This is a genomic window from Bradyrhizobium sp. 76 (assembly GCF_023073025.1).
GTDB lineage: Bacteria > Pseudomonadota > Alphaproteobacteria > Rhizobiales > Xanthobacteraceae > Bradyrhizobium.
Genome location: NZ_JADPIS010000015.1, coordinates 562,074 through 586,873 on the forward strand (window position 1 = coordinate 562,074; position 24,800 = coordinate 586,873).

The 24,800-nt window shown below is 65.6% G+C and carries 20 protein-coding genes; 16 read left to right on the plus strand and 4 right to left on the minus strand.

From position 1 onward, the window contains the following. Positions 1-702, plus strand: a complete 702-nt coding sequence (locus IVB48_RS03620; protein ID WP_018455056.1) for an ABC transporter ATP-binding protein — start codon at positions 1-3, stop codon at positions 700-702. Positions 703-780: 78 nt separating this feature from the next. Here IVB48_RS03620 and IVB48_RS03625 read toward each other — a convergent pair whose 3' ends face one another. Beyond that, positions 781-1,860 carry a zinc-binding alcohol dehydrogenase family protein gene (locus IVB48_RS03625; protein ID WP_247397528.1) on the minus strand — a complete coding sequence of 360 codons (1,080 nt, stop codon included), beginning with the start codon at positions 1,858-1,860 and terminating at the stop codon, positions 781-783. 108 nt (positions 1,861-1,968) lie between these two features. Between IVB48_RS03625 and IVB48_RS03630 the strand changes: the two genes are divergently transcribed. From IVB48_RS03630 to map, 3 genes are all read left to right on the plus strand, one after another. Beyond that, positions 1,969-2,742: a helix-turn-helix transcriptional regulator gene (locus tag IVB48_RS03630; RefSeq protein ID WP_027567168.1), complete on the plus strand. Its 774-nt coding sequence runs from the start codon at positions 1,969-1,971 to the stop codon at positions 2,740-2,742. A 250-nt stretch (positions 2,743-2,992) separates the two neighbouring features. Further along, a complete protein-coding gene (locus tag IVB48_RS03635) occupies positions 2,993-6,142 on the plus strand; it encodes a GAF domain-containing protein (RefSeq protein ID WP_247397531.1) in 3,150 nt (1,049 codons plus the stop codon). 78 nt (positions 6,143-6,220) lie between these two features. After that, on the plus strand, positions 6,221-6,970 hold the full coding sequence (map, locus tag IVB48_RS03640; protein ID WP_247397534.1) for a type I methionyl aminopeptidase: 750 nt from the start codon (positions 6,221-6,223) through the stop codon (positions 6,968-6,970). 10 nt (positions 6,971-6,980) lie between these two features. Here the strand turns inward: map and IVB48_RS03645 are convergent, their stop codons facing one another. The 3 genes from IVB48_RS03645 to IVB48_RS03655 form a co-directional block, all read right to left on the minus strand. Continuing rightward, positions 6,981-8,330: an MFS transporter gene (locus IVB48_RS03645; RefSeq protein ID WP_247397537.1), complete on the minus strand. Its 1,350-nt coding sequence runs from the start codon at positions 8,328-8,330 to the stop codon at positions 6,981-6,983. Between the two features lie 145 nt (positions 8,331-8,475). Next, entirely contained in the window at positions 8,476-8,724 is a 249-nt protein-coding gene (locus tag IVB48_RS03650) for a DUF3551 domain-containing protein (RefSeq protein WP_247397540.1), read from the minus strand. Between the two features lies 1 nt (position 8,725). Continuing rightward, entirely contained in the window at positions 8,726-9,046 is a 321-nt protein-coding gene (locus IVB48_RS03655) for a DUF3551 domain-containing protein (protein WP_247397544.1), read from the minus strand. A 252-nt stretch (positions 9,047-9,298) separates the two neighbouring features. On the opposite strand from IVB48_RS03655, the gene IVB48_RS03660 reads away from it, so the two are divergent. From IVB48_RS03660 to dxr, 12 genes are all read left to right on the plus strand, one after another. Next, the gene (locus IVB48_RS03660; RefSeq protein WP_247397546.1) at positions 9,299-10,018 is read left to right on the plus strand and encodes an outer membrane beta-barrel protein; all 720 of its coding nucleotides are present in this window, start codon (positions 9,299-9,301) and stop codon (positions 10,016-10,018) included. Between the two features lie 455 nt (positions 10,019-10,473). Then, complete coding sequence (gene dnaE / locus IVB48_RS03665) at positions 10,474-13,977, plus strand: DNA polymerase III subunit alpha (RefSeq protein WP_247397548.1); 3,504 nt, start codon at positions 10,474-10,476, stop codon at positions 13,975-13,977. Between the two features lie 141 nt (positions 13,978-14,118). Then, positions 14,119-14,610, plus strand: a complete 492-nt coding sequence (locus IVB48_RS03670) for a DUF2846 domain-containing protein (protein ID WP_247397549.1) — start codon at positions 14,119-14,121, stop codon at positions 14,608-14,610. 169 nt (positions 14,611-14,779) lie between these two features. Next, complete coding sequence (locus tag IVB48_RS03675; RefSeq protein ID WP_247397551.1) at positions 14,780-15,460, plus strand: carbonic anhydrase; 681 nt, start codon at positions 14,780-14,782, stop codon at positions 15,458-15,460. Between the two features lie 209 nt (positions 15,461-15,669). Further along, positions 15,670-18,174 carry a caspase family protein gene (locus tag IVB48_RS03680; RefSeq protein WP_247397553.1) on the plus strand — a complete coding sequence of 835 codons (2,505 nt, stop codon included), beginning with the start codon at positions 15,670-15,672 and terminating at the stop codon, positions 18,172-18,174. Positions 18,175-18,394: 220 nt separating this feature from the next. After that, positions 18,395-19,387: a 30S ribosomal protein S2 gene (locus tag IVB48_RS03685; protein ID WP_027567157.1), complete on the plus strand. Its 993-nt coding sequence runs from the start codon at positions 18,395-18,397 to the stop codon at positions 19,385-19,387. 131 nt (positions 19,388-19,518) lie between these two features. After that, positions 19,519-20,442 carry a translation elongation factor Ts gene (gene tsf / locus IVB48_RS03690; protein ID WP_247397555.1) on the plus strand — a complete coding sequence of 308 codons (924 nt, stop codon included), beginning with the start codon at positions 19,519-19,521 and terminating at the stop codon, positions 20,440-20,442. 60 nt (positions 20,443-20,502) lie between these two features. Then, entirely contained in the window at positions 20,503-21,219 is a 717-nt protein-coding gene (gene pyrH, locus IVB48_RS03695) for a UMP kinase (protein ID WP_247289564.1), read from the plus strand. 67 nt (positions 21,220-21,286) lie between these two features. Further along, positions 21,287-21,850, plus strand: coding sequence for a ribosome recycling factor (frr, locus tag IVB48_RS03700; RefSeq protein WP_027518196.1), 564 nt, complete (start codon positions 21,287-21,289; stop codon positions 21,848-21,850). A gap of 93 nt (positions 21,851-21,943) precedes the next feature. Then, the gene (locus IVB48_RS03705) at positions 21,944-22,702 is read left to right on the plus strand and encodes an isoprenyl transferase (protein WP_027567154.1); all 759 of its coding nucleotides are present in this window, start codon (positions 21,944-21,946) and stop codon (positions 22,700-22,702) included. Beyond that, entirely contained in the window at positions 22,699-23,541 is an 843-nt protein-coding gene (locus IVB48_RS03710; protein WP_247397557.1) for a phosphatidate cytidylyltransferase, read from the plus strand. Before IVB48_RS03705 ends, IVB48_RS03710 begins: the two co-directional genes overlap by 4 nt. Positions 23,542-23,545: 4 nt before the next feature. Continuing rightward, positions 23,546-24,769: a 1-deoxy-D-xylulose-5-phosphate reductoisomerase gene (gene dxr / locus IVB48_RS03715; RefSeq protein WP_247289578.1), complete on the plus strand. Its 1,224-nt coding sequence runs from the start codon at positions 23,546-23,548 to the stop codon at positions 24,767-24,769. Positions 24,770-24,800 lie beyond the last annotated feature (31 nt).

A 24,800-nucleotide genomic window follows, 5' to 3' on the forward strand; every position in this document is an offset into this window, starting at 1 on the left:
ATGGAGCAGCAGGGGGCGGAAGATGTGCCGGTCATTTATCTCCACGAGATAAAGCGGCAGTACTTGCAGGGCGAGGTGCCGCTGACGATCCTCGACGGCGCCAAGCTCGCGCTGTGGGCGGGCCAGTCCGTCGCGCTGGTGGCGCCGTCCGGCTCGGGCAAGTCGACGCTGCTGCACATTGCGGGTCTGTTGGAAGCGCCCGATTCCGGCGAGGTCTACGTCAACGGCGCGCCGACCTCGCAACTGCCCGACATCGAGCGCACCCAGCTTCGCCGCACCGATATCGGCTTCGTCTACCAGTCGCACCGGCTGCTGCCGGAGTTCTCGGCGCTGGAGAACGTCATGCTGCCGCAGATGATCCGCGGCCTCAAGAAATCCGAGAGCGTCAAGCGCGCCAAGGAGATCCTTGGCTATCTCGGCCTCGGCGAGCGCATCACGCACCGTCCGTCCGAGCTGTCGGGCGGCGAGCAGCAGCGCGTTGCGATCGCGCGCGCTGTGGCCAATGCTCCGCGGGTGCTGTTTGCGGACGAGCCGACCGGCAATCTCGATCCGCACACTGCGGACCACGTCTTCCAGGCCCTGATGCAGCTCGTCAAGGCGACCAAGGTCTCCATGCTGATCGCGACCCACAACATGGAGCTCGCCGGCCGCATGGACCGCCGCGTGTCGCTGTCGAACGGCCAGGTGGTCGAGCTCGAGTAAAAACCCTCGAAAACAACCCCATGCACAGTAGCCAAGTGCTTGGGCGGACTAACGAAAAAATGGCGCTCCCAGGGGCGCTCAAGGCCGGATCACCGTCAACTTGAACGGTCCGCCATTGGCGGCCGCATGTTCCACGGCCTCGTTGGCATGGTCGAGGTCGAACGCGGTGGCCTCGTATTCCTCCAGCCTGAGCAGTCCCGCGCGCACCAGCGCGATCAGGCGGCCTGCCGCATCCGGCGGGTACATCCAGACGCCGTGGATGCTGATGCAGTTGCGCATGATCCAAGGGTAAGGCAGCTCGAGGCCAGTGCCGCCGGCCATGCCGACGCCGCCCATCAGCACGACGCGGCCGTAGGCGCGCACCGTCATGATCGCCGCGCGCACGACATTCGTGCTCACCGAGGGCGGCATGATGTCGAGCACGCAGTCGATCGGTCCGGGCGCCGTTCGCTTCATGCGCTCACGGTCGTCGTCTTCGTTGCCGGTGAGTTTGACCGGCTTCACGCGGTCACCAAAACGCCGGACGAGATCGGCCAAAATTTCGTCGTTGCGGCCGGGTGCGACCACACAGGCCGCGCCCATCGCGAGCGCGACCGAGACGGCGGCGCTGCCGAAATTGCCGGTGGCGCCGCTCACCAGCACGGTCTCGCCGGGCTGAAGGTTGGCGGCGAGAAAGCCGCCATAGGGCACCAGCAGCGTCCCCAGCGCGCACCATCGCGTGGCGTCCTCCGGCGTGATCGTGCCGAGCCGCTTGACGTTCTCCGTCGGCACCCGCATCTGCTCGGCAAACGAGCCGTGGCGAAAATGCTGTTGCAGGCGCATGCCGCCCGCACCGGCGGCGGTGAGGCCTTGCAGGGCGATGTCGGGCGAAACGATATCATCGCGCGAACGCACCGTCGGGTCGCAGAACACCCAGTCGCCGACGCTGAGCTTCGTCGCGTCCGGGCCGATGGCGCGCATCCGGCCGATGCCGCCAGGTCCCGGGATGATCGGCAGCTCGAGCGCATAGTTCCGCTCACCGCTGAAGACCTCGTTCATGTAGGACAGCACCCGCGTTGCGATGACGTCCACGATGACCTCGCCCGTGCCGAGCACCGGTTCGGGTGCATTCTCGATGACGAGCGGAGATCCCAGGGATTTGAGTACGGCGGCTTTCATGGTGGTCACCTCATGTTCGGGTGATGCCCATATGCACCGCCTTCCCAGGTCCAGGAAGGCCTGGTATTATCCTAGTATTGCCCAGGCCCTCCATCGAGGCACGTCACCATGGCCGACCCACGCCGCGTCGAATTCGGCGACTTTCTCAGGTCCCGCCGCGAAAAGCTGTCGCCGAAGACGGTCGGGCTTCCTGCCGGCCGGCGGCGCCGCACCGCGGGCCTGCGCCGCGAGGAGGTGGCGCAGCTCGCCGGCATCGGCGTCGACTGGTACATCCGCCTCGAGCAGGGGCGCACCGTCAGCCCCTCGGTCACCACCATCGACGCGCTGGCGCGTGCGCTACGCCTCAGCAAGACCGAGCACGCCCATCTCAAGGCACTGGCCCGCGACGGCGACAGGCGCGCGTTCACGCGCGAGATCGTGCCGCCGCCAATTCGGCGGATGATCGAAAGCCTGAAGCAGCCGGCCTACATCACGGGGCGGCGCTGGGACGTGCTGGCCTGGAACGCGGCGGCCGAGGAGATCTTCGGGTTCGGACAATTGCCCGAGCAGGACCGCAACACGCTGCTGCTGGTGCTGACGAACAAGCAGACGCGAAAGTTCTACGGTGCCGGCTGGGCGGATGTCGCGAAGAGCATGGTCGCGATGTTTCGCGCCACCCACGACGTCTGGGCCGGCGATCCCGCCTTTACGGAATTGCTGACGCGGCTGCGCCAGGGCAGTCCGGAATTCGTCAAATGGTGGGAAGCGCACGAGATCCGCAGCACTGCCGCGGGCCTCAAGACCATGAACCATCCGACCAAGGGCGTGCTCCGGTTCGAGCACACGAGCTTTCAGGCCAACGACGATCCGGCGCTGAAGCTCGTGATCTACACGCCGGTGTAGGGTGGGCGTGGGGCTTGGAGCCGCCTAGCGGCAGTTGGACCGACCTGGTGGAAGTCCGGGTCGATGGCCAGGCTTCCAGGGGACGGTGATGACGGGAACCTAAATGCCATCATGCGGTTATCGCGCAGACATTTGTGCCACCTGCCTGCATCACTCACAGGGTCAGGCGGGCTCACGGTCGAAGCGAGCAGCAGCGGGACGATCAAACACTGGCTCATCGTGGAGCCAGGAAAGTGGCAGGGGAAGACCAATGACGACAGCGACCGGGGTCCGCTCGGCCGATCGCAATTCCGTCTTAGCCACGCTCGGCGACTACATCCGAGAGATCAACAATCCGGACGATCTCGCCTATGCCGCAGCAGAGCTGCTTGGCCGCAGCCTGAACGTCAGCAGGGCAGGCTACGGCACGGTCGACACCTCAGCCGAGACCATCACCATTGTCCGCGACTGGAACGCACCGGGCATCCTGAGCCTCGCAGGCGTGCTGCGCTTCCGCGACTATGGCAGCTACATCGAAGACCTCAAGCGGGGCGAGACCGTCATCTGTGCCGATGCGGAAAAAGACCCTCGCGTCGGCGATCGTGCCGAGGCTCTCGCGGCGATCTCTGCGCGCGCGCTCGTCAACATGCCGATCTCCGAACCCGACGGGGTGGTGGCGCTGCTGTATCTGAACAATGCCAGGCCGCGCGAATGGAGCCCCGAAGAGCTGGAGCTTATCCGCGATGTTGCCGAGCGCACGCGCACGGCCGTAGAGCGCCGACGTGCGGAGACGGCCGTCCGGGAGAACGAAGCCCGGCTACTTTTCCTGGACGCACTCAACAAGGAGACGGCCAGGACTCGCGATGCCGACAGCGTGATGGCGGTCACGACCAAAATGGTCGGCGAGCATCTCGACGTATCGAGCTGCGCCTATGCCGATATGGATCCCGACCAGGACGGCTTCACCATCCGCGGGGATTGGGCGGCGCCGGGCGCGGTGCATATCCTCGGGCACTACAGTCTGGCTGACTTCGGCAAGAAGGCGGTGCGAGAGCTCGGCGCCGGCAGGCCCCTTATCATCAACGATAATTTGAAGGAGCTTGCGCCTGAGGAAGCCGCCACTTTCCAGAACATCGGGATAGGCTCGACGATTTGCATGCCCTTGGTGAAAGAAGGGCGCCTGACCGCCCTGATGGCGATTCATCACCGGGGCCCGCACCAGTGGACGCCGCGGGAGCTCGCCTTGCTCACCGAGGTGACCGAGCGGTCGTGGGCTCACATCGAGCGCGTCCGATCGGAGCAGGCCGCGCGGGAGGCTGCCGAACGACTGACGCTTGCGAACAACGCCGCTGGTATCGGCACCTGGGACTACGACCCGGTCAACAACGTTCTTCGATGGGACAGCCGCTGCAAGGAGGTGTTCGGTTTACCGCCGGACGCCGAAGTCAGCTATGAAGGGTCATTCCTGAAGGGCCTTCATCCCGAAGACAGGCAGCGCGCCCACGAGGCCGTGTCCGCAGCGCTGACGCCGCACGTGCCGGCACATTACAATATGGAATACCGAACCATCGGCATCGAGGACGGCGTCGAACGCTGGATCGCCGCGACCGGTCAAGCCATCTTTGCCAACGGCCAGGCTGTTCGGTTCATCGGGACGGTTCTGGATATCACCGCGCAAAAGAAAACCGAGCGTCATCTCAGAATACTGAATGATACCGGGGCTTCGGTCTCTCGCGAACGCGGCATCGAGACAATCGTCCAGATCGTGACGGATGCCGGCGTCGGCCTCACGGGTGCTCAATTCGGCGCCTTTTTCTACAACGTTCTGGCGCCGGATGGCGGCAGCTACGTGCTGTATTCGCTGTCGGGTGCGCCGCGATCTGCGTTTGAAAACTTTCCGATGCCCCGCAACACTGCGGTCTTTGGCCCGACCTTTGAGGGCTCTGGCGTGGTGAGGTCCGACGACATCCTGCAGGACCCTCGCTATGGCAAGAACGTGCCGCGGAAAGGCATGCCCGAGGGCCATCTTCCGGTCCGATCCTACCTGGCGGTCCCCGTGATCTCGCGAACCGGCGAAGTCCTCGGCGGACTTTTCTTCGGCCACGCCGAGACGGGTAAATTCCAGGCCGAGCATGAGGCCGCCTTGCTTGGTATTGCGGGGCATGCCGCCACCGCTATCGACAACGCCCAGCTCTTGACCCGGCTCGAGGCGCTCAATGCCGGATTGGAGCAACGTGTTGCCGACGAAATCGCCGAGCGCATGAAAGCCGAAGAGCAGTTGCGGCAATCCCAGAAGATGGAAGCCGTCGGGCAATTGACCGGAGGTATTGCCCACGACTTCAACAATATGCTGGCCGTGATCCTCGGCAGCTTGAACCTTGCCAAGCGGCGGCTCGGCAGGGGAGAGGTCAGCATAGACCGCTTCATCGAGGGCGCGATCGACGGTGCAAATCGCGCAGCCACGTTGACGCAGAGGCTGCTCGCGTTCTCGCGCCAACAGCCTCTCGCGCCTGAGGTCGTGGACATCAACAAGATGGTCGGCGGGATGAGCGAGCTGCTCGAGCGGTCACTCGGCGAGCTTATCCGCCTCGAGACGGTGCTGGCGGCTGGCCTCTGGCGGGTCAAGGTAGACCCGGCCCAGCTGGAAAGCGTCGTGATCAATCTCGCGGTCAATGCGCGCGATGCCATGCCAAAGGGGGGCAGGCTGACGATAGAAACCAGCAACGCCTCGATCGATCGAAAGTATGCGCGCGAGTATGCACTCGCACCCGGGCAGTACGTTCTGGTGGCCGTGACGGACAACGGCACGGGAATTCCGGCCGATGTGCTCGGCAAGGTGTTCGATCCGTTTTTCACGACCAAGGTCGTGGGCAAGGGCACCGGCCTCGGCCTCAGTCAGGTCTACGGTTTCGTGCGGCAGTCGGGCGGCCATGTCAAAATTGACTCGGAAGTCGACGTTGGCACGACCGTGAAGATCTATCTTCCACGCTTCGCCGGCGAGGAGGCGGGCTCGGACCTGTCGCAGCAAGAGATACCCGCCGGTGCGAGCCATCAGAACGAAACCATTCTCGTCGTGGAAGACGACGAGCGCGTCCGCAGCATGTCTTCCGAAAGCCTGCGCGAACTCGGCTACGTCGTCATCGAGGCAGCCAGTGCCAGAGAGGCGATCAGGACGATCGAAAATGGTTTCGTTCCAGATCTGCTGTTCACGGATGTCGTCATGCCCGACATGACCGGCGCCGAGCTTGCGGCCGAGCTGTCGAGACGATACCCGACGCTGAAAGTGCTGTTCACCACCGGCTACACGCGCAATGCAATCGTTCACAATGGCGTGCTCGATGCCGGCAAGCATCTGCTTCCAAAGCCCTTCGCTATCGAAGACCTGGCTGCCAAAGTCCGCATCTTGCTCGACGAAATCTGAACGCGTTTTGGAAACGATCTCTTTCGTTTGCAAGCCGCCTTCCCAAGGGCTATGTCCCGGCTTTCGGAAGAGCATGACATGACAATCTCGGATGACGAGGACCTCGCGCGCCTGAAAGAGATCGGGCGCATCGTCGCCAATATCCTGGAGGCAATGGGGAAGGCGCTCGAGCCGGGCATGACCACCTCCGAGCTCGACCGGATCGGGCGAACACTGCTGGAGGCTGCCGGCGCACGTTCGGCTCCGGAGCTGGCCTACGACTTTCCCGGGGCGACGTGCATCAGCGTGAACGAGGAGATCGCTCATGGCATCCCGGGCGATCGGCGGATCGCGCGCGGGGACCTCGTGAACATTGACGTGTCAGCCGAGAAGAACGGCTTCTTTGCGGACACGGGAGCGTCGTTCGCCGTTCCGCCCGCAACCCGCGCCGTCGAACGTCTTTGCAGGGATGGCCGGCGCGCGATGTGGACGGGCCTGCAGCAGGTCGGAGCCGGCAAACCGATTGCCGGTATCGGTCAGGCCATCGGTACCTTTGCGCGGAAGAACGGTTACAGCCTGGTCAGGAACCTTGCCAGTCACGGCGTCGGCCTGTCGCTCCATGAGGAGCCGACGGAGATCGCAACATGGCCCGACCGCTCCGAACGCCGCATCATGAGCGAAGGCCTGGTGTTCACCGTCGAGCCGTTCCTGTCCCTTGGCGCCGAATGGGCACAGGATGGCGATGATCCGTGGACGCTCTATAGCAGCCCCGAGGCGCCGACCGTTCAATACGAGCACACCGTGATCGCCACGCGAAGTGGACCGTTAATCGTGACGCTGGCTGGTTAAGGAGGCGTCCTCAAGCCACCGGCTCTCGGGCAGCATCCGAACGGCTTCGATGATGCGGCGCCAGCGGCGGCGCCGGTCTCGCCGGGGGATTCTCCGGTGGGGCTGCGCTTTTTCCTGAGCTGACATCGCCCGGAGCAGACCTGGCTTCAACAGACCTGGCGTCGCGATAGGCGACGATCCAGATCAGGAAACCCAGCACCGCCAGCGCGGCACCGACGGGACCTGTGGAGGTCCACCCCAGCCCCTCGCGGATGGCGAGGCCGCCGAGGAACGGGCCGAGCGCATTGGCGGTGTTGAACGCCGAATGGTTGAGTGCGGCGGCGAGCGCCTGCGCGTCTCCGGCGACGTCCATCAGCCGCGTCTGGAGGATGGCTCCGAGCGAGACGCCGGCGCCGATGGCGAAGACGTCTGCCGCCAGCGCCCAGGGATTGCCGGCGGCAAGCGGAAACACCAGCAGCGCAACCGCCGAGAACAGAAGGATGCCGCCCGCCGTCGGCATCAGCGCACGATCGGCAAAGCGCGGTATGACCAGATTGCCGAGCGTGGCGCCGATGCCGAACACGGCCAGAAAAAGTGGTATGAGCGCGGGGCTGACCTTGGTCACCTCGATCAGCGTCGTCGCCAGATAGGTATAGACGGCGAACATGCCGCCGAAGCCGATGGCGCCGATCGCCAGCGTGATCCAGACGCGGCCGCTTCGCAGCGCTCCGAGCTCCCGCAGCGGATCGGACCGGCCGGCCTGGTCGCGCGGCGCGAACAGGGCGCAGAGCAGCACCGTAAGCAACGCCAGCACCGACACGAGGCCGAAGCTCGCGCGCCAGCCGATGGCCTGCCCAATCAGATTGGCCAGAGGCACACCGATGATGGTGGCGCCGGTCAAGCCGAGCATCACCTGGCCGATCGCCTGCGAGCGACGATGTTGGGGAACCAGCGAGGCTGCGACCAGCGCGGCGATGCCGAAATAGGCGCCATGCGGCAAGCCCGAGAGAAATCGCGCCGCGATCATTGAGCCAAAGCCCGGTGCCAGCGCGGTGAGGGCATTGCCGAGCGCGAACACGGCCATCAGAACCAAGAGCTGTGCGCGCCGCGCCAATCGTGCGCCGAGCACGGCGATCAGCGGCGCGCCCAGCACGACGCCGAGTGCATAGGCGCTGATCGCGTGTCCCGCGGTCGGCTCGTCGATCCCAAGGTCGGCGGCGAAAAACGGCAACAGGCTCATCGATGCGAATTCGGTGGTTCCGATCGCAAAGCCGCCCATCGCGAGCGAGAACAGGACGATGGCGAGATGAGGGGGCCTGGAGGCCGCGGTCGCGCGGGGCGAGGTCGCTTGCTGCGATGTCGCTTGCTTCGATGTCGTCATATGTCCTGCAATGGTGGCGTCAACGGGAACCAGCCCAGCGAACGTCGCCACCCCTGCAAGATTTCTCTGTCGTACTTAAACCCGGATCAGCCCGCGTCAACACTGGACGCTCAATGCAAGGCAGGCCGCATATCAGCGTCCCGATTTAGTTGACGCGACTCGGGCGGCGAGGGGGCTTCTTCTGCGCAAAATACGGGTTCGCCACGCACGTCGCCGACCGACCGACGGCCAAGAATCTGCACTGCTCGAGCGACCTGTAGCGGCAATCGAAATAGCCGACGGGACCGTAGATCTGCGTGCAGACCGGATAGCTCGGATCGTAGGTCTGCGCGTGCGCAGGCGCGCCCGCGAGGAATAGGCCGATCGCGAACAGCGCGAGGCGAGCGCGACGCATCTCAGCGCGGCACGTAGTAACCGGGTGAATAACCCGGCACCTGGGGCCGCGGCCTGTTCTGATACGCATAGGGATCGTCGCTCTGGCCTGCGAAATACGGGTTCGCGATACAGGTGAGGGCGCGGCCCGACGAACTCGCCTGGCACTGCGCGTAAGTATCGAACGTGCAATTGCTCAGCCCCGGCCATTCATCGCCGGTGAGACAAAAGGCATGGTGAGTACCGAACGCGCGCGCCGGCGTGCTTGCGTCGAGCGTGAGCGCAAATGTGGCGAGAGCGAGCGAAAATGTGGCGACAATGGGGAGAGCACTTCGTCTGCGCATTCAATTCTCCAATCACGCGAACGTGCGCGCGACGTTGTCACCCGCACGTGCTGCAGATGTCGTGTAGCCGACGATGGAACTCATGAACACACTTGTTTCAAAGGGTTTCCCGCGCGCGCTGGTAAATCTTCATTAATGAAGCGCGATCCTTTGGCGCGGACTGTGGCGTCGAGGTTACAGCAATTCCGTCGAGCGCTGGTATGACGACGCCACGGCCCGGGGGCCTAACGACGAAACTGGAACGGGAATCAAATGAACAAGAATCTGTTGCTTGCTGCTGTGAGCCTTGTCGCGCTCGGCGCGGCTGCACCGGCGGTGGCTGCTGACCTCGCTGCGCGGCCTTACACCAAGGCGCCGGCGATGGTTGCCGCAATCTACGACTGGAGCGGCTTCTACATCGGTGTCAACGGCGGCGGCGGTTCCGCGCATTCGACCTGGGATCTCGTCGGCGGTGGCCGCGAGGGTTCGCACGATGCGACCGGCGGCACGGTCGGCGGTCAGATCGGCTACCGCATGCAGTCGGGCCAGTGGGTATTCGGCATCGAAGGTCAGGGCAACTGGGCTGACTTCTCGGGCGACAACGTCAGCGCGCTGTTCGCCACTCGCAACCGCTCCAAGATCGATTCGTTCGGTCTGATCACCGGTCAGATCGGCTACGCCTGGAACAACGTCCTCATTTACGCCAAGGGCGGTGCGGCTGTCGCCGGCGGCAAGTACGAAGTCTCGACCATTGGCGGCGCACTGCTGTCCTCGAACGATCAGACCCGTTGGGGTGGCACGGTCGGTGCCGGCCTCGAGTACGGCTTCGCGCCGAACTGGTCGGTCGGCGTCGAGTACAACCACATCTTCCTGCAGGACAAGAACGTCACCTTCGCGCTGGTGCCTTCGACCGACCGCATCCGTCAGGACGTCGACATGGGCCTCGTCCGCCTGAACTACAAGTTCGGCGGCCCGAGCCTCGGCCGTTACTGAGCAGAAGCCTGACCTCGATCGCTCGACTTCGAGCGGTCGGCGGAAGCCCCGGCCATCGGCCGGGGCTTTTTTGTTGTTCAGGTTCAGCGGGTTAACCATTCGGTTTCGAGGTGGCGAAGATGGCTTGACTCCTGAGAACGAAATGAGAACAATGTTCTTCATACGTTCTCGCCATGGAGCAAGCCATGTTCAGGATTTTCGTCGAAGAAGCCGCCGCGCTGGCCTCAATCGCGCTGTTTGTCGGGATGATCGCGATCTGGGCCCAGGTGCTCCCGCAGCTCTAGGCGCGGGCCTAGGTTGGGGAAAAGCAGGACGAGGCGGCTGATCGGCCGCTCCGGCGTGGACTCTGGCAGCGTGGCGCCCCACCATCGTGGGGCGAGTCGGCCAGGCGAGTGCAGGATGCCTCCGGTGCCGGCGACCGCTCCATCTCATCTGCAAGAGGCCGTCACGCGACCATGCCGAGCGCCGGATTTGTCCACCTTCACGTTCACTCGGCCTATTCGCTGCTCAAGGGCTCGATCAAGATCGCCAAGCTCGCCGAGCTAGCCAAGAAAGACCATCAGCCGGCGCTGGCGCTGACCGACACCGACAACATGTTCGGTGCGCTGGAGTTCTCCGACAAGATGGCGGGCTCCGGAATCCAGCCGATCGTGGGCTGCGAACTCGCGATCGAATTCGGCGACCAGGATCCCACTGCCCGCAACGCGCTTCTGCCCTCGCGCGTGGTGCTGCTGGCCGCGCAGGAGCGCGGCTACCGCAGTCTGATGCGGCTGAACTCGCGCGCGTTCCTGGAGACGCCCGACACTCATGCCCCCCACATCAAGTTCGACTGGCTCGAAGGCGAGACCGAAGGCCTGATCGCGCTGACGGGCGGTCCGGACGGGCCGATCTCGCTGGCGCTTGCCGGCGGTTATAACGAGCTCGCGGCGGCGCGCTGCGAGCGTCTCGCCAGCCTGTTCGGAGACCGCCTCTACATCGAATTGCAGCGCCACAACACCGAGAAGGAGCGGCGGGTCGAAAGCAGCCTGATCGACATCGCCTACACCAAGGGCCTGCCGCTGGTTGCGACCAACGAGCCGTATTTCGCCGCGACCGACGATTACGAAGCCCATGACGCGCTGCTCTGCATCGCCGGCGGGCGGCTGATCGCGGAGACCGAGCGCGAGCAGCTCACGCCCGATCACCGCTTCAAGACCCGCGCCGAGATGGCGGTGCTGTTCGCCGACATTCCGGAGGCGCTGGCCTCGACCGTGGAGATCGCCGAGCGCTGCTCGTTCCGGCCGATGACGCGCAAGCCGATCCTGCCGTTCTTCACGGTCGGCGCTGCCGCAAGCTCCGATGCCGCCTCCGTCGAGGCGGCCGAATTGAAGCGGCAGGCAGAGGAGGGGCTCGCCAACCGTCTGCGCGTGCACGGGCTGTCGCAAGGCACGACGGAAGAAGATTACAACGCGCGGCTTGCGTTCGAGCTCGACGTCATCATGCGCATGAAATACGCGGGCTACTTCCTGATCGTCTCCGACTTCATCAAATGGGCAAAGGGACAGGGCATCCCGGTCGGGCCGGGCCGCGGCTCCGGCGCAGGCTCGCTGGTTGCGTGGGCGCTCACCATCACCGACCTCGACCCGATCAAGTTCGGCCTGCTGTTCGAGCGCTTCCTCAATCCGGAACGCGTCTCGATGCCCGACTTCGACATCGACTTCTGCCAGGACCGCCGCGGCGAGGTGATCAGGTACGTCCAGGAGCGCTACGGTCGCGACCAGGTCGCGCAGATCATCACCTTCGGTACGCTGCAGGCCCGCGGCGTGCTCCGCGACGTCGGCCGCGTGCTGCAGATGCCCTATGGGCAGGTCGACAAGCTCACAAAACTCGTGCCGCAGAATCCGGCCGCGCCGGTGACGCTGGCGGCTGCGATCGAGAGCGAGCCGAAGCTGCAGGCGTTCCGCGACGAGGACCCGGTGGTGGCGCGCGCCTTCGACATCGCGCAGCGCCTCGAAGGCCTGACCCGCCACGCCTCGACGCATGCGGCCGGCATCGTGATCGGCGATCGGCCGCTGAGCGAACTCGTGCCGATGTATCGCGATCCCAAATCCGACATGCCGGTGACCCAGTTCAACATGAAATGGGTCGAGCCAGCTGGCCTCGTGAAGTTCGACTTCCTCGGCCTGAAAACGCTGACCGTGCTCGACGTCGCGTGCAAACTGCTCAAGCCGCGCGACATCCACGTCGATCTCGCGACGCTGCCGATCGACGATGCCGAAAGCTACCAGATGCTGGCGCGCGGCGAGGTGGTCGGCGTGTTCCAGGTTGAAAGCCAGGGCATGCGGCGCGCGCTGGTCGACATGCGCCCCGACCGTTTCGAGGACATCATCGCGCTGGTCGCGCTCTATCGGCCGGGTCCGATGGCGAACATCCCGACCTATTGCGCGCGCAAGCACGGCGACGAGGAGCCGGAATATCTCCACCCCGTGCTGGAGCCGATTCTCAAGGAGACCTTCGGCGTCATCATCTACCAGGAACAGGTGATGCAGATCGCGCAGGTGATGTCGGGCTATTCGCTCGGCGACGCCGACCTGCTGCGCCGCGCCATGGGCAAGAAGATCCGCGCCGAGATGGAGAAGCAGCGCGAGATCTTTGTCGCCGGTGCGGTGAAGAACGGTGTGCCGAAGGGGCAGGCGGACACCATCTTCGAGCTGCTGGCGAAATTCGCCGACTACGGCTTCAACAAGAGCCACGCGGCGGCCTATGCGCTGGTGTCCTACCACACCGCCTACATGAAGGCGCATTACCCGGTGGAGTTCATCGCGGCGTCGATGACGCTCGATCTCAACAATACCGACAAGCTCTCCGAATTCCGCGCCGAGGCGCAGCGCCTCGGCATCAAGGTCGAGCCGCCCAACGTCAACCGTTCCGGCGCGACTTTCGAGGTCGGCGACAAAACCATCTACTACGCGCTCGCGGCGCTGAAGGGCGTCGGCATCGCGGCCGTCGAGCAGATCATCGCGGAGCGGACCAAGAACGGCTTGTTCACCTCGCTCGCCGACTTTGCCGCGCGGGTGTCGCCGCGCGCGATCAACAAGCGCATCATCGAAAGCCTGGCCGCCGCCGGCGCATTCGAAACGCTGGAGCCGAACCGGGCGCGGGTCTTCGCCGGCGCCGACTCGATTCTCGCCGCGTGCCAGCGGGCGAACGAAGCCGCAACCATCGGCCAGAACGACATGTTCGGCAGCTCGGCCGACGCGCCGACCATCATGCTGCCGCAGATCGAGCCATGGTTGCCGGCCGAGCGGCTGCGCCGTGAATATGACGCAATCGGCTTCTTCCTGTCGGGACATCCGCTCGACGATTACGCCACCGTGCTGAAGCGGCTGCGCGTACAGTCCTGGGCCGAGTTCTCGCGCGCGGTGAAGACCGGCGCCACGGCAGGCAAGGTCGCGGCCACCGTGGTGTCGCGCATGGAGCGGCGGACCAAGACCGGCAACAAGATGGGCATCATGGGGCTCTCTGATCCCACGGGTCACTTCGAGGCGGTGCTGTTCTCCGAAGGCCTCGCGCAATATCGCGACGTCCTGGAACCGGGCGCCGCGGTGCTGCTCCAGCTCGGCGCCGAGCTTCAGGGCGAGGACGTCCGCGCGCGCGTGCTCCACGCCGAGCCGCTGGACGAGGCCGCGGCCAAGACGCAGAAGGGCCTGCGCATCTTCGTGCGCGATACCAAGCCGTTGGAATCGATCGCCAAGCGTCTCGCCGGCCCCGACATGGCCGCTTCGAACGGCGCCGCGCCGAAGGTCGGCAGTCCCGGCACCGCGCCCCGCTCCAACGGCGACGGCGAGGTCTCGCTGGTCATGATGCTCGACCTCGAGACCGAGGTCGAGATGAAGCTGCCCGGCCGCTTCAAGGTCTCGCCGCAGATCGCCGGCGCCATCAAGGCGGTCGCTGGCGTCGTCGACGTGCAGCAGCTCTAGCCACACGCACGCTGTTGCAGGCGGTTGCATGTTTTGCGTGGGGGATGCCGCCGCCCTGTTGCAACCTGTCGCTGTTTTCCGTTAGCATGCGCTCGGGGAAAATCTGGGGGCGTTATGCTATTGCGTGGGCTGGTATTGCTCATGGCTGCGGCACTGCTGTGCGGCTGTGAGACGGCGAGGAGCGGGCTGGGATATTCGGAAACGGTACGAAAGCTGGGTCCGCCGAAAGCCGGGCAGGCCCGCGTCGTCGTGTTTCGCGAGAAGGGCTTCGGCGGCATCGGCGATCCGGACTGGGAATTTTCCCTCGACGGTACGCCGATCAAGGGCCTGAAGACCGGGACATATGTCTATGTCGACCGTCCGGCAGGCCAGCACCAGTTCGTAGCAGAGGAAGCGGCGCTCGGTGTCACGCGCGTGGACTTCTCGGCTCAGTCAGGCCAGACCGTGTTCTTCGTAGCGCGCTTCAGTCAGCGCAAGAGCGCTATGATCGCGAACGCGAGCACTGGGGTGCTGGGCTGGGGTCTCACGCTTGCGATGACGTCCGGCTATAAAAACCAGGGGCCGCTGGATTTCCTGCCTTTGGATGAACCGGCCGCCCGGACGACGATCGCAGAGCTTCGGCTGGCGGAATAGCCCCGCGCTAATTCGGTCCCGCCCGCACCGTCATTTGTGGTGTCGTCACAGCGTTGCGGCTATGATCACCGTGAGGCCGTTGGCCCATCGCGCCGGGAGGGATCGTGACATGTGCGCCAAGTGCAATGAATCCCCACATGAGAGGATCGCGCCGTCGCGGCGGTCCGCGATGTTGTTGGGCGCCTCGGCGCTCGGCCTCGCCCTGACCGGCAGAGCCTTCGCCAAGGAGACCAAGACGCCGCCAAAGCCGCAGAACGTGCTGTCGCCCGACGCATCATTGAAGCGCCTGACGGAAGGCAATGCGCGCTATGTCGACGGCGTTTCGCGGCGGCACGATTTCAAGCACGAGCGCGAGGCGCTGGCCGGCGGACAGAATCCGTTCGCGGCCGTGCTGAGCTGTGCCGATTCGCGCATCGCGCCGGAATATGCCTTCGACACCGGCCGCGGCGATCTGTTCGTCTGCCGCGTTGCCGGAAATTTCGCCGGCACCGAGACCATCGCCAGCATGGAATACGCGGTCGCCGTGCTGAATACGCCGCTGATCCTCGTGCTCGGCCATGACGCTTGCGGTGCGGTCGATGCCACGCTGAAGGTGATCAAGGACAACAAGCCGCCGCCGGGCCATATTCCCTCGCTGGTCGATGCGATCGCGCCCGCCGCCAAGGCTGCGATGCAGCAGGGTGGGGACGTCCTCGACAAGGCGATCCGGCAGAACGTCATCGACAACGTCGCGAAGCTGAAGTCGGCAGCGCCGATCCTCAATGCGGCCGTGGAGCAGGGCAAGCTGAAGGTCGTCGGCGGCATCTATCGGCTCACGACGGGAACGGTCGACCTGATCGCGCAGATCTGACGAGACGGACCGGCTCGCGCCGGCTCGTTGTCGCGAGGCTGACGCAGGCGCCTGGCGTTGGTGCCGGGCGCCATGCCGCCGCCTCAATCCAAGCCTTCGCTATTTGGAAGCCTTTCGTTCAATTGGAAGCCTTTCGTTCAAGTGCCATTCAGCTGGCCACGCGTCTGATGCGTGGCGGCACCTCAACAACAAAAACGGGCAAGCAAGCCATGCGTGGGACGCTCAGAGCCTTCATTTGCCTTCTCCTGCCGATCGCGGTCCTTGCCGCGGGCGCGCCGGATCCGGCGCGTGCGCAGCAGCAGGAAAAGCGTATCGCGCTCGTGGTCGGCAACGGCGCCTACGCCAAGTCGCCGCTGGCGACGACGGCAAACGATGCCGGCCTGATCGCGCAGACGCTGCAGGCGGCGGGCTTCGACGTCGTCGGCGCGCGCGATCTCGACGGCGACACGCTGCGCAAGAGCTTTCGCGATTTCATCCAGAAGGCGCAGGCCTCAGGCCCGGGCACCGTTGCGATGGTCTATCTCGCCGGCTATGGCGTGCAGCTTGCGGGTGAGAACTACTTCATCCCGGTCGATTCCAACATCACCCGCGACACCGACATTCCGACCGAAGGCCTGCGCATCGGCGACTATCTTCGCCAGCTGGCTTCCGTTCCGCTCAAGGCCAACATCGTCGTGCTCGACGCTGCGCGGGCGCAGCCCTTCGTGGAGGGCGGCCAGCAGATCGCGAGCGGACTTGCGCTGGTCGAGCCCGACGCCAACATGCTGATCGCTTTCAACGCCGCGCCCGGCACGGTGGCGCCCGAGGAGCCCGGACCTTACGGCATCTATGCGCAGTCGCTGGCGGAGATGATCCGCACCGGCGGCCTGCCGCTGCCCGAGGTGTTCGACCGCGTTCGCCTGCGCGTCAACGAGGCCAGCAAGGGCGCGCAAGTGCCCTGGAACGAGCAGAAGATTTCCGCCCAATTCTCGTTCTTCGAGCGCGGGCCCGACGCACCGCCGCCTGAGGCCGCACCCGACCAGGTCGCCGCGATCCGCAACAAGCCGATCCGCGATCTCGGCGTGCAGGATGCCTATGCCGCCGCGCTCACGCGCGACACGCTGCCGGCCTACGAAGAATTTCTCACCGCCTATCCCGGCGATCCGCTGTCGAAGCGCGTGATGGCGATCGTCGCGGCGCGCCGTGAGGCCATCACCTGGCGGCGAACCTATCGTACCGACACGCCGGAAGCCTATTGGTCGTACCTGCGTCGCTATTCGCGCGGTCCGCATGCGGCAGATGCGCGCCGGCGCCTGGCGATTCTCACCGCGCCGGCCGAGCCTCCGCCGAGCTTCGCGATGATCGACTACGACGTGCCGCCACCGTCGCCGGAGGAGGTGGTCTATGTCGACCGTCCCGTGCTGTATTTCAGCGATCCGGATTTTGGCTTCGCGCCGCCACCGCCGCCGCCGGTCTACTATCTGCCGCCGCCGCCGCCGGATTTCGTCGTGCTGTCGCCGCCGATGCCGGTGATCGGCCTGTTCGTGCTGCCGCAGCCCATGTTCGTGCCGATTCCTGTGTTCGTCAGGCCGCCGCTCTATGTTGCACCGCCGCCGAACAACATCATCTATCAGAACATCCATAATCGGACGGTCATCAACACGGTGATCAACCAGCCGCCGGCACCGCCGGCGGGCGCGGGTGCCGGTGTCGGAGCGAGCAATCTCACGCCGGCCATTGCCGGGCGCACCAATCCGGCTGGTCCCGCCATGCCGCAGGCGGCCGTGCAGCGCGCCGCCCTGATTCAGCAGGGCAAGGCGCCGATGCCAGCGAGCGCAACGATGCAGCCGACGGCGAGGCCAGGAACGCCCCCGGCGACGCCCGCCAATGCCGCGCCGACCGGGACGCCACCGACCGCTTCACCTGCCAGTCCACTTGTCAGTCCACTTGCCACGCCACCGGCCAAGCTGCCCCAAGCCAACACGCTGCCGGTTCCCGGCACCCATGGCGGTCCGCCCGTACCGCCAGCGGGAGCCGGGCCTCTGCCGGGCGGCAGACCCGGGCTGCCCACGGCCACTGCACCCGGCGCGCCGCTGCCGAACCATCCGGGGGCGCCGACCACTGCTGCTCCCGGCACCACGCCGCCAGCCCATCCCGGTGCGCCGACCGGCGCATCGGCGACGGCGCCCACGGCGACAAACCCGGCCGCTGTCCCCGGCCAACTGCCGAAGCCGCCGGTGGCCCAGACCCCGCCCGGGACCGGGCCTGGGGACCATGGCAAGTCCGCGATCCGCGAGCCGGCTGGTTCGCCGTCTGCTGCCCGCACGCCTGCGCCTCCTGGCCCAGTTGGACGACCGGTCACGCCGCCGCCCTCGGCGGCGCGGGAGCCGATCCGGCCGCAGCATCAGCCGACCGCTGCTCCCGCCCAGGCTGCCCGGCCGTCGGCTCCACCACCGCGGCCTCAGGCCGTGGCCCGGCCAGCGCCTCCGCCTCCGCCGCGTATCGCGCCGCCGCCACCGCCACGGGCAGCTCCGCCCGTGGCGGTAGCTCGGCCGGCGCCGCCGCCAATGGCGCGACCCGCGCCGCCGCCGCCGGTCGCCCGGCCGGCGCCACCTCCGCCGCCCCGGATGGCCGTCGCGCCACCGCCGCCGCCGCGCCCGGCAGCCCCCCCACCGCGTCCTCCGGCTCCGCCGCCGGCGGCAAAGAAGTGCCCGCCGAACCAGCCCAGATGCTAGGCAGGGGCTAGGCCGCAGCGTGGTCTTTACGGAAGGGGCCTCTCGCGGGCGAAAGCCGCCCCGAAAGGCCCTTATTTCCTTGCTTCTGGTCGAAATCGCGCTATACACCGCGCTATCTCACACGGAAGCATGGCTCACAAGGCCGTCCGGTGGCAGCCGGGGCGACAACGCTCTGTCCTGCTCACACGCTTCCGGAGGAACCAACCGGAGAATTAGAACGATGGCACTACCCGATTTCACTATGCGTCAGCTCCTCGAAGCCGGCGTGCACTTTGGTCACCAGTCTCACCGCTGGAATCCGAAAATGGCGCCGTTCATTTTCGGCGCTCGCAACAACATCCACATCGTCGACCTCGCGCAGACCGTGCCGTTGCTGCACAACGCCTTGCAGGCGGTCAGCGACACCGTCGCCAAGGGCGGCCGCATCCTGTTCGTCGGCACCAAGCGCCAGGCACAGGACGGCGTTGCCGACGCAGCCAAGCGCTGCGCTCAGTACTTCGTCAATTCGCGCTGGCTCGGCGGCACGCTGACCAACTGGAAGACGATCTCGGGCTCGATCAAGCGCCTGCGTCATCTCGACGACGTGCTCGCCGGCGGCGATGCCTCCTCCTACACCAAGAAGGAGCGCCTGACGCTTCAGCGTGAGCGCGACAAGCTCGACCGCTCGCTCGGCGGCATCAAGGACATGGGCGGTCTGCCCGACCTGATCTTCGTGATCGACACCAACAAGGAAGACATCGCGATCCAGGAAGCCCAGCGGCTCAACATCCCGGTCGCGGCGATCGTCGACACCAATTCGGATCCGAAGGGCATCACCTATGTGGTGCCGGGAAATGACGACGCCGGCCGCGCGATTGCGCTCTATTGCGATCTGATCGCGCGTGCAGCGATTGACGGCATTTCGCGCGCCCAGGGCGATTCCGGCATCGACGTCGGCGCTTCGGTTCGGCCGGCCGCAGAAGAGCTGCCGGCCGCCACGAGCGGCTTCCAGGGCCTCGCCGGTCCGCGCGGCACCTCCGACGACCTCAAGAAGCTCCCTGGCGTGTCGGGCGCGATCGAGAAGAAGTTCAACGACCTCGGCATCTTCCACTTCTGGCAGCTGGCCGAGCTCGATCACGACACCGCGCACAAGATCGGCGAAGAAGTCGGCCTGCCGAGCCGCGCGGACGCCTGGGTGGCCAAGGCCAAGGCGCTGACCGCGGAAGCGGAATAGTCAAAAAGAGCGATGGGTTGGCCGGACAAGCTCCGGCCACCATTTCAGTTGACGCGAATTCCTGAGATGGACCGCTGCGAGGCGATCTGGCCGCGCCGCGGCAAACCGGCAGGCAAAAAGGATTTTGAACGATGGCAACGATCACAGCTGCGATGGTCAAGGACCTGCGCGAGTCGACCGGCGCAGGCATGATGGACTGCAAGGCCGCGCTGACCGAAAACGAAGGCAACATGGAAGCGGCGCAGGATTGGCTGCGCAAGAAGGGCCTGTCGAAGGCCGCCAAGAAGTCGGGCCGCGTCGCCGCCGAGGGTCTGATCGGTGCGCTCGTCAAGGGCAACAAGGGCGTCGTGGTCGAGGTCAATTCCGAGACCGATTTCGTCGCGCGCAACGGCCAGTTTCAGGGCCTCGTCAAGATGATCGCCCAGGTCGCATTCAACGTCGGCGCCGATGTCGAGAACATCAAGGCCGCCAAGGTCGGCGACGTCACGATCGAAACTGCAATCAATGACGCGATCGCCACCATCGGCGAGAACATGACGCTGCGCCGCGCAGCTTCGCTCGAAGTCAGCCAGGGCGTGGTGTCGAGCTACGTCCACGGCGCCGTCGTCGAGGGCGCCGGCAAGATGGGCGTAATCGTGGCGCTGGAATCGCCGGGCAAGGCCGACGAGCTCGCAACGCTTGGCCGCCAGATCGCGATGCATGTCGCGGCCGCCAACCCGCTGGCGCTCGATCCGTCCGGTCTCGATCCGGCGGTCGTCAAGCGCGAGAAGGACGTGCTCGCCGACAAATATCGCCAGCAGGGCAAGCCCGAGAACGTGATCGAGAAGATCGTCGAGTCCGGCCTGAAGACCTATTACAAGGAAGTCTGCCTGCTCGAGCAGGCCTTCATCCACGATACCGGCAAGTCGGTGGCGCAGGCGGTGAAGGAAGCCGAAGGCAAGGTCGGCGGCGCGGTGAAGATCGCGGGCTTTGTGCGCTATGCTCTCGGTGAGGGAATCGAGAAGCAGGAAAGCGACTTCGCGGCCGAGGTCGCGGCCGCCAGCGGCAAGAAGTAAGCGCCGGAACGTTCCTTCCGGCGTGCCGCCGGAAGCGGCGCTCGGACAAGGAAAGTGCTCATGACTGATCCGGTCTATCGTCGCGTCGTGATCAAGCTGTCCGGCGAATATCTCGCGGGACCGCAGGGTTTTGGCATTGATCAGCCGACCATCGACCGGGTCGCCGACGATCTGATCGCAGCCCGCCATCTCGGCACCGAAGTCGCCGTCGTGATCGGCGGCGGCAACCTCTTTCGCGGCGTCGAAGTCTCCTCGCGTGGCGTGTCGCGCCCGACCGGCGACACCATGGGCATGCTCGCCACGATGATGAACTGCCTCGCGCTCGAAGCCACGATCGAGCGCAAGGGTACGCCTGCGCGCACGCTGTCGGCCTTCGTCATGCCCGAGATTTCCGAGCTGTTCACCCGCACCGCGGCACACAAATACCTCGCCGAGGGTCGGATCGTACTGCTCGGCGGCGGAACCGGTAATCCGTTCTTCACCACCGACACGACCGCGGTGCTGCGCGCAGCCGAGATCGGCGCCCAGGCGGTGCTGAAGGCGACCAATGTCGACGGTGTCTACTCGGCCGACCCGAAGACAGACCCGACGGCGACGCGATTCGACCGTCTGACCCATTCGCAGGCGATCGAGGGCGGCTACAAGGTGATGGATGCGACCGCCTTCGCGCTTGCCCGCGAGACGTCGCTGCCTATCATTGTGTTCTCGATCGCGGAGCCGGGTTCGATCGGCGCTGTACTGCGTGGCGGCGGCCACGGAACCATTGTCGCCGGCTGACGGCTTGTCGTTGCGCCCTCGAGGGAAGGGTGCGGAGAGGTCGTCGGGATTTTGAAGGAGAAACGTGATGGCCACGGATAATTTCGATCTCAACGAAGTCAAACGCCGCATGCAGGGCGCGATCCAGTCGCTCAAGCACGAACTTGGCGGCCTGCGTACCGGTCGCGCCTCAGCCTCGATGCTCGATCCGGTGCAGGTCGACGCCTATGGCAGCCACATGCCGCTGAACCAGCTCGCCACCGTCAGCGTGCCGGAGCCGCGCCTGATCTCGGTGCAGGTCTGGGACAAGTCGATGGTCAAGGCGGTGGAGAAGGCGATCGTCGATTCTAATCTCGGCCTGTCGCCGGCGACCGAAGGCCAGGTGCTGCGCCTGCGCATCCCCGAGCTCAACGAGGAGCGCCGCAAGGAGCTCGTCAAGGTCGCGCACAAATACGCGGAAGCCGCCAAGGTCGCCGCGCGCCATGTCCGCCGCGACGGTCTCGACGTCCTCAAGAAGCTCGAGAAGAATCACGAGATGTCCGAGGATGATCAGAAGCGCCACGCCGACGACGTGCAGAAGGCGACCGACGGCACGATCTCCGAGATCGATCAGTTGCTGGCCGCCAAGGAAAAAGAAATCCTCACCGTTTAAAGCGCGCTGGATCGCGCTTTAGGTTATTGTTCGCGCATGATCTTTTCGGAAAGCCGCTTTGCACTCTTCCGGATCATGCTTTAAGGCAGCCTCATGTCCAACGCCGCCGCGCCCGCAACGGAAGGACCCGATCGGTCCGATGCGCCTGCGCATGTCGCCATCATCATGGATGGCAACGGACGTTGGGCGGCCGCGCGCGGCTTGCCCCGGGCGGAAGGCCATCGCCGCGGCGTGGAGGCCCTGCGCCGCGTGGTTCGCGCGTCGCATGAACTTGGCATCCGCTATCTCACCATCTTCTCCTTCAGCTCGGAAAACTGGTCGCGTCCGGCAAGCGAGATCGGCGATCTGTTCGGCCTCTTGCGCCGCTTCATCCGCAACGATCTGGCGAGCCTGCATCGCGACGGCGTCAAGGTACGCATCATCGGCGAGCGGGACGGGCTGGAGGGCGACATCTGCGCGCTCCTCAACGAGGCGGAGGAACTGACGCGCGACAACACGCGGCTCACGCTCGTCGTCGCCTTCAATTACGGCTCCCGGCAGGAGATCGCGAAGGCGGCGCAGAAGCTCGCGCGCGAAGTCGCCGAGGGCAGGCGCGATCCTGATACGATCGATGCCGAGACACTGGGGGCGCATCTCGACGCGCCCGACATTCCCGATCCCGATCTCATCATCCGCACCAGTGGCGAGCAGCGCCTGTCCAACTTCCTGATGTGGCAGGCCGCCTATAGCGAGCTTGTCTTCGTGCCGATTCACTGGCCCGATTTCGACAAGGCAGCGCTGGAAGGCGCAATCGCCGAATTTGCCAGGCGCGAGCGCCGTTTCGGCGGCCTGGTCGCGAAAACCGCCTCGTGAGCGACCCCGACTCCGCACCGGCCGGCTCTCAGCCTGCCCCGAGCAATCTCGTGATGCGAATCCTCGCGGCGCTGGTGCTGGCGCCGCTCGCCATTGCGCTCGCTTATGCCGGCGGCTGGCTGTGGGCGCTGCTCGTTACCCTGGTGTCGATCGGACTGTTCGCGGAATGGCTGATGGTGGTGGGCGCAGGCTCGACCGCGCTGACCGGGGCAGGGACGATCGTCATCGCCACGATGGGCTTGTGCGTTGCCTTCGGCGCGCTCAAGACCGCCATCATCACCGGCCTCATTGGCGGCGCGATCGTGACGGTGATCGCGCGGGGCAAGTTCGTCTGGGCTGCCTCCGGATTCGCCTATGCGTCGGCGGCGCTACTCGCCTCGATCCTGCTGCGGAAGGATCTCGTGAACGGCTGCGCCGCGCTGATGTTCGTGCTGCTCGTGGTGTGGGCGACCGATATCGGCGGCTATTTCGCCGGCCGCGGCATCGGCGGACCGAAGCTGTGGCCGCGCGTCAGCCCGAAGAAGACCTGGGCAGGGGCGCTCGGCGGCTTTTCCGCGAGCCTTTTGGTCGCGGCCGGCTTTGCCGCTTGCGGGATCGGAAAGATGGCTCCATTGCTGCTCGTCGCCGCGGTCCTCTCGGTCGTGTCGGCCTGCGGCGATCTGCTCGAATCCGCGGTCAAGCGGCGCTTCGATGTCAAGGATTCCAGTCACTTAATTCCCGGCCACGGCGGGCTATTGGACCGTCTGGACGGTTTTGTCGCCGCCATCCTGGTGGCATGGATTATCGGCTTCCTCCGCCATGGTGTGCATAGCGCCGGAAGCGGTCTTATGGTTTGGTGAAGATATGAGCGCGGTTCCATTGCGTAACAACAAGGCTGCGGCATCGACCGTCCGCAGCGTCACGGTTCTCGGCGCCACCGGCTCGATCGGCGACAGCACGATGGATCTGCTGCGCGCCTCTCCCGAGCGCTACCGTGTCGAGGCGCTGACGGCGAACAGCAATGTCGAGGCGCTGGCAAAGCTCGCGAAGGAGTTTTCCGCGCGCTTCGTCGCGATCGCCGACACCTCAAAATTTGCCGAGCTCAAGGCTGCGCTCGCGGGCACCGGCACCGAATGCGGCGCCGGCGAAAGCGCGGTGATCGAGGCCGGCGCGCGTCCGGCCGATTGGGTGATGGCCGCCGTGAGTGGCGCGGCCGGGCTGAAGCCGGCACTGGCGGCGGTCGATCGCGGCGCGCATGTCGCGCTCGCCAACAAGGAATGTCTCGTCTGCGCCGGCGATTTCTTCATGCAGCGCGCGGCGAAAGCGGGCGCCTGTATCCTGCCCGCGGATTCCGAGCATAACGCGCTGTTCCAGGCGCTCGCCTCGGGCAATCGTGACGAGCTCGTCCGTGTCATCATCACGGCCTCCGGCGGTCCGTTCCGGACCTGGAAGCCTGCCGACATCGAGCAGGCGACACTCGCGCAAGCCCTGAAGCATCCGAACTGGAGCATGGGCCAGAAGATCACGATCGATTCCGCCTCGATGATGAACAAGGGGCTCGAGGTGATCGAGGCCTCCTATCTGTTCGCGCTCTCGCCGGACGAGATCGACGTCCTCGTTCATCCGCAGTCGATCATCCACGGCATGGTCGAGTTCTCCGACCGCTCGGTCGTGGCCCAGCTCGGCTCACCCGACATGCGCACGCCGATCGCGCATTGCCTCGGCTGGCCCGACCGCATCAAGGGTCCGGCCGCCAAGCTCGATCTGGCCAAGATCGGCCAATTGACCTTCGAGGCGCCGGATTTCGAGCGCTTCCCCGGGCTGCGCCTGGCCTTCGATTCGCTCCGGACCGGGAAGGGGGCGACCACGGTCTACAACGCCGCCAACGAGGTCGCGGTCGCCGCCTTCATCGCGGGCAAGATCCGGTTCGGCGCGATTGCCCGGCTGGTTGAGGCGACGCTGGACGACTGGGTTCGTGGCGGGAACCAGGCCCCGCTGACATCAGCGGACGATGCAATTGCTGTTGACCATGTTGCGCGAAATAGGGCTGCCGCCCTATTGCCTCAAATTGCCTTAAAGGCATCCTAGATGGTTCGGGGCCAGGGCCTTGCGGCGCTGG

What these genes read in the sequence shown, in the direction of transcription:
- dnaE (WP_247397548.1), top strand. Translation starts at nt 10,474, where the DNA reads ATGCCGAGCGCCGGATTTGTCCACCTTCACGTTCACTCGGCCTATTCG.
- IVB48_RS03660 (WP_247397546.1), top strand. Translation starts at nt 9,299, where the DNA reads ATGAACAAGAATCTGTTGCTTGCTGCTGTGAGCCTTGTCGCGCTCGGC.
- dxr (WP_247289578.1), top strand. Translation starts at nt 23,546, where the DNA reads ATGAGCGCGGTTCCATTGCGTAACAACAAGGCTGCGGCATCGACCGTC.
- IVB48_RS03670 (WP_247397549.1), top strand. Translation starts at nt 14,119, where the DNA reads ATGGCTGCGGCACTGCTGTGCGGCTGTGAGACGGCGAGGAGCGGGCTG.
- frr (WP_027518196.1), top strand. Translation starts at nt 21,287, where the DNA reads ATGGCCACGGATAATTTCGATCTCAACGAAGTCAAACGCCGCATGCAG.
- IVB48_RS03650 (WP_247397540.1), bottom strand. Translation starts at nt 8,724, where the DNA reads ATGCGTCGCGCTCGCCTCGCGCTGTTCGCGATCGGCCTATTCCTCGCG.
- map (WP_247397534.1), top strand. Translation starts at nt 6,221, where the DNA reads ATGACAATCTCGGATGACGAGGACCTCGCGCGCCTGAAAGAGATCGGG.
- IVB48_RS03620 (WP_018455056.1), top strand. Translation starts at nt 1, where the DNA reads ATGGAGCAGCAGGGGGCGGAAGATGTGCCGGTCATTTATCTCCACGAG.
- tsf (WP_247397555.1), top strand. Translation starts at nt 19,519, where the DNA reads ATGGCAACGATCACAGCTGCGATGGTCAAGGACCTGCGCGAGTCGACC.
- IVB48_RS03635 (WP_247397531.1), top strand. Translation starts at nt 2,993, where the DNA reads ATGACGACAGCGACCGGGGTCCGCTCGGCCGATCGCAATTCCGTCTTA.
- IVB48_RS03625 (WP_247397528.1), bottom strand. Translation starts at nt 1,860, where the DNA reads ATGAAAGCCGCCGTACTCAAATCCCTGGGATCTCCGCTCGTCATCGAG.
- IVB48_RS03680 (WP_247397553.1), top strand. Translation starts at nt 15,670, where the DNA reads ATGCGTGGGACGCTCAGAGCCTTCATTTGCCTTCTCCTGCCGATCGCG.
- IVB48_RS03705 (WP_027567154.1), top strand. Translation starts at nt 21,944, where the DNA reads ATGTCCAACGCCGCCGCGCCCGCAACGGAAGGACCCGATCGGTCCGAT.
- IVB48_RS03675 (WP_247397551.1), top strand. Translation starts at nt 14,780, where the DNA reads ATGTTGTTGGGCGCCTCGGCGCTCGGCCTCGCCCTGACCGGCAGAGCC.
- IVB48_RS03645 (WP_247397537.1), bottom strand. Translation starts at nt 8,330, where the DNA reads ATGACGACATCGAAGCAAGCGACATCGCAGCAAGCGACCTCGCCCCGC.
- IVB48_RS03685 (WP_027567157.1), top strand. Translation starts at nt 18,395, where the DNA reads ATGGCACTACCCGATTTCACTATGCGTCAGCTCCTCGAAGCCGGCGTG.
- IVB48_RS03655 (WP_247397544.1), bottom strand. Translation starts at nt 9,046, where the DNA reads ATGCGCAGACGAAGTGCTCTCCCCATTGTCGCCACATTTTCGCTCGCT.
- IVB48_RS03630 (WP_027567168.1), top strand. Translation starts at nt 1,969, where the DNA reads ATGGCCGACCCACGCCGCGTCGAATTCGGCGACTTTCTCAGGTCCCGC.
- pyrH (WP_247289564.1), top strand. Translation starts at nt 20,503, where the DNA reads ATGACTGATCCGGTCTATCGTCGCGTCGTGATCAAGCTGTCCGGCGAA.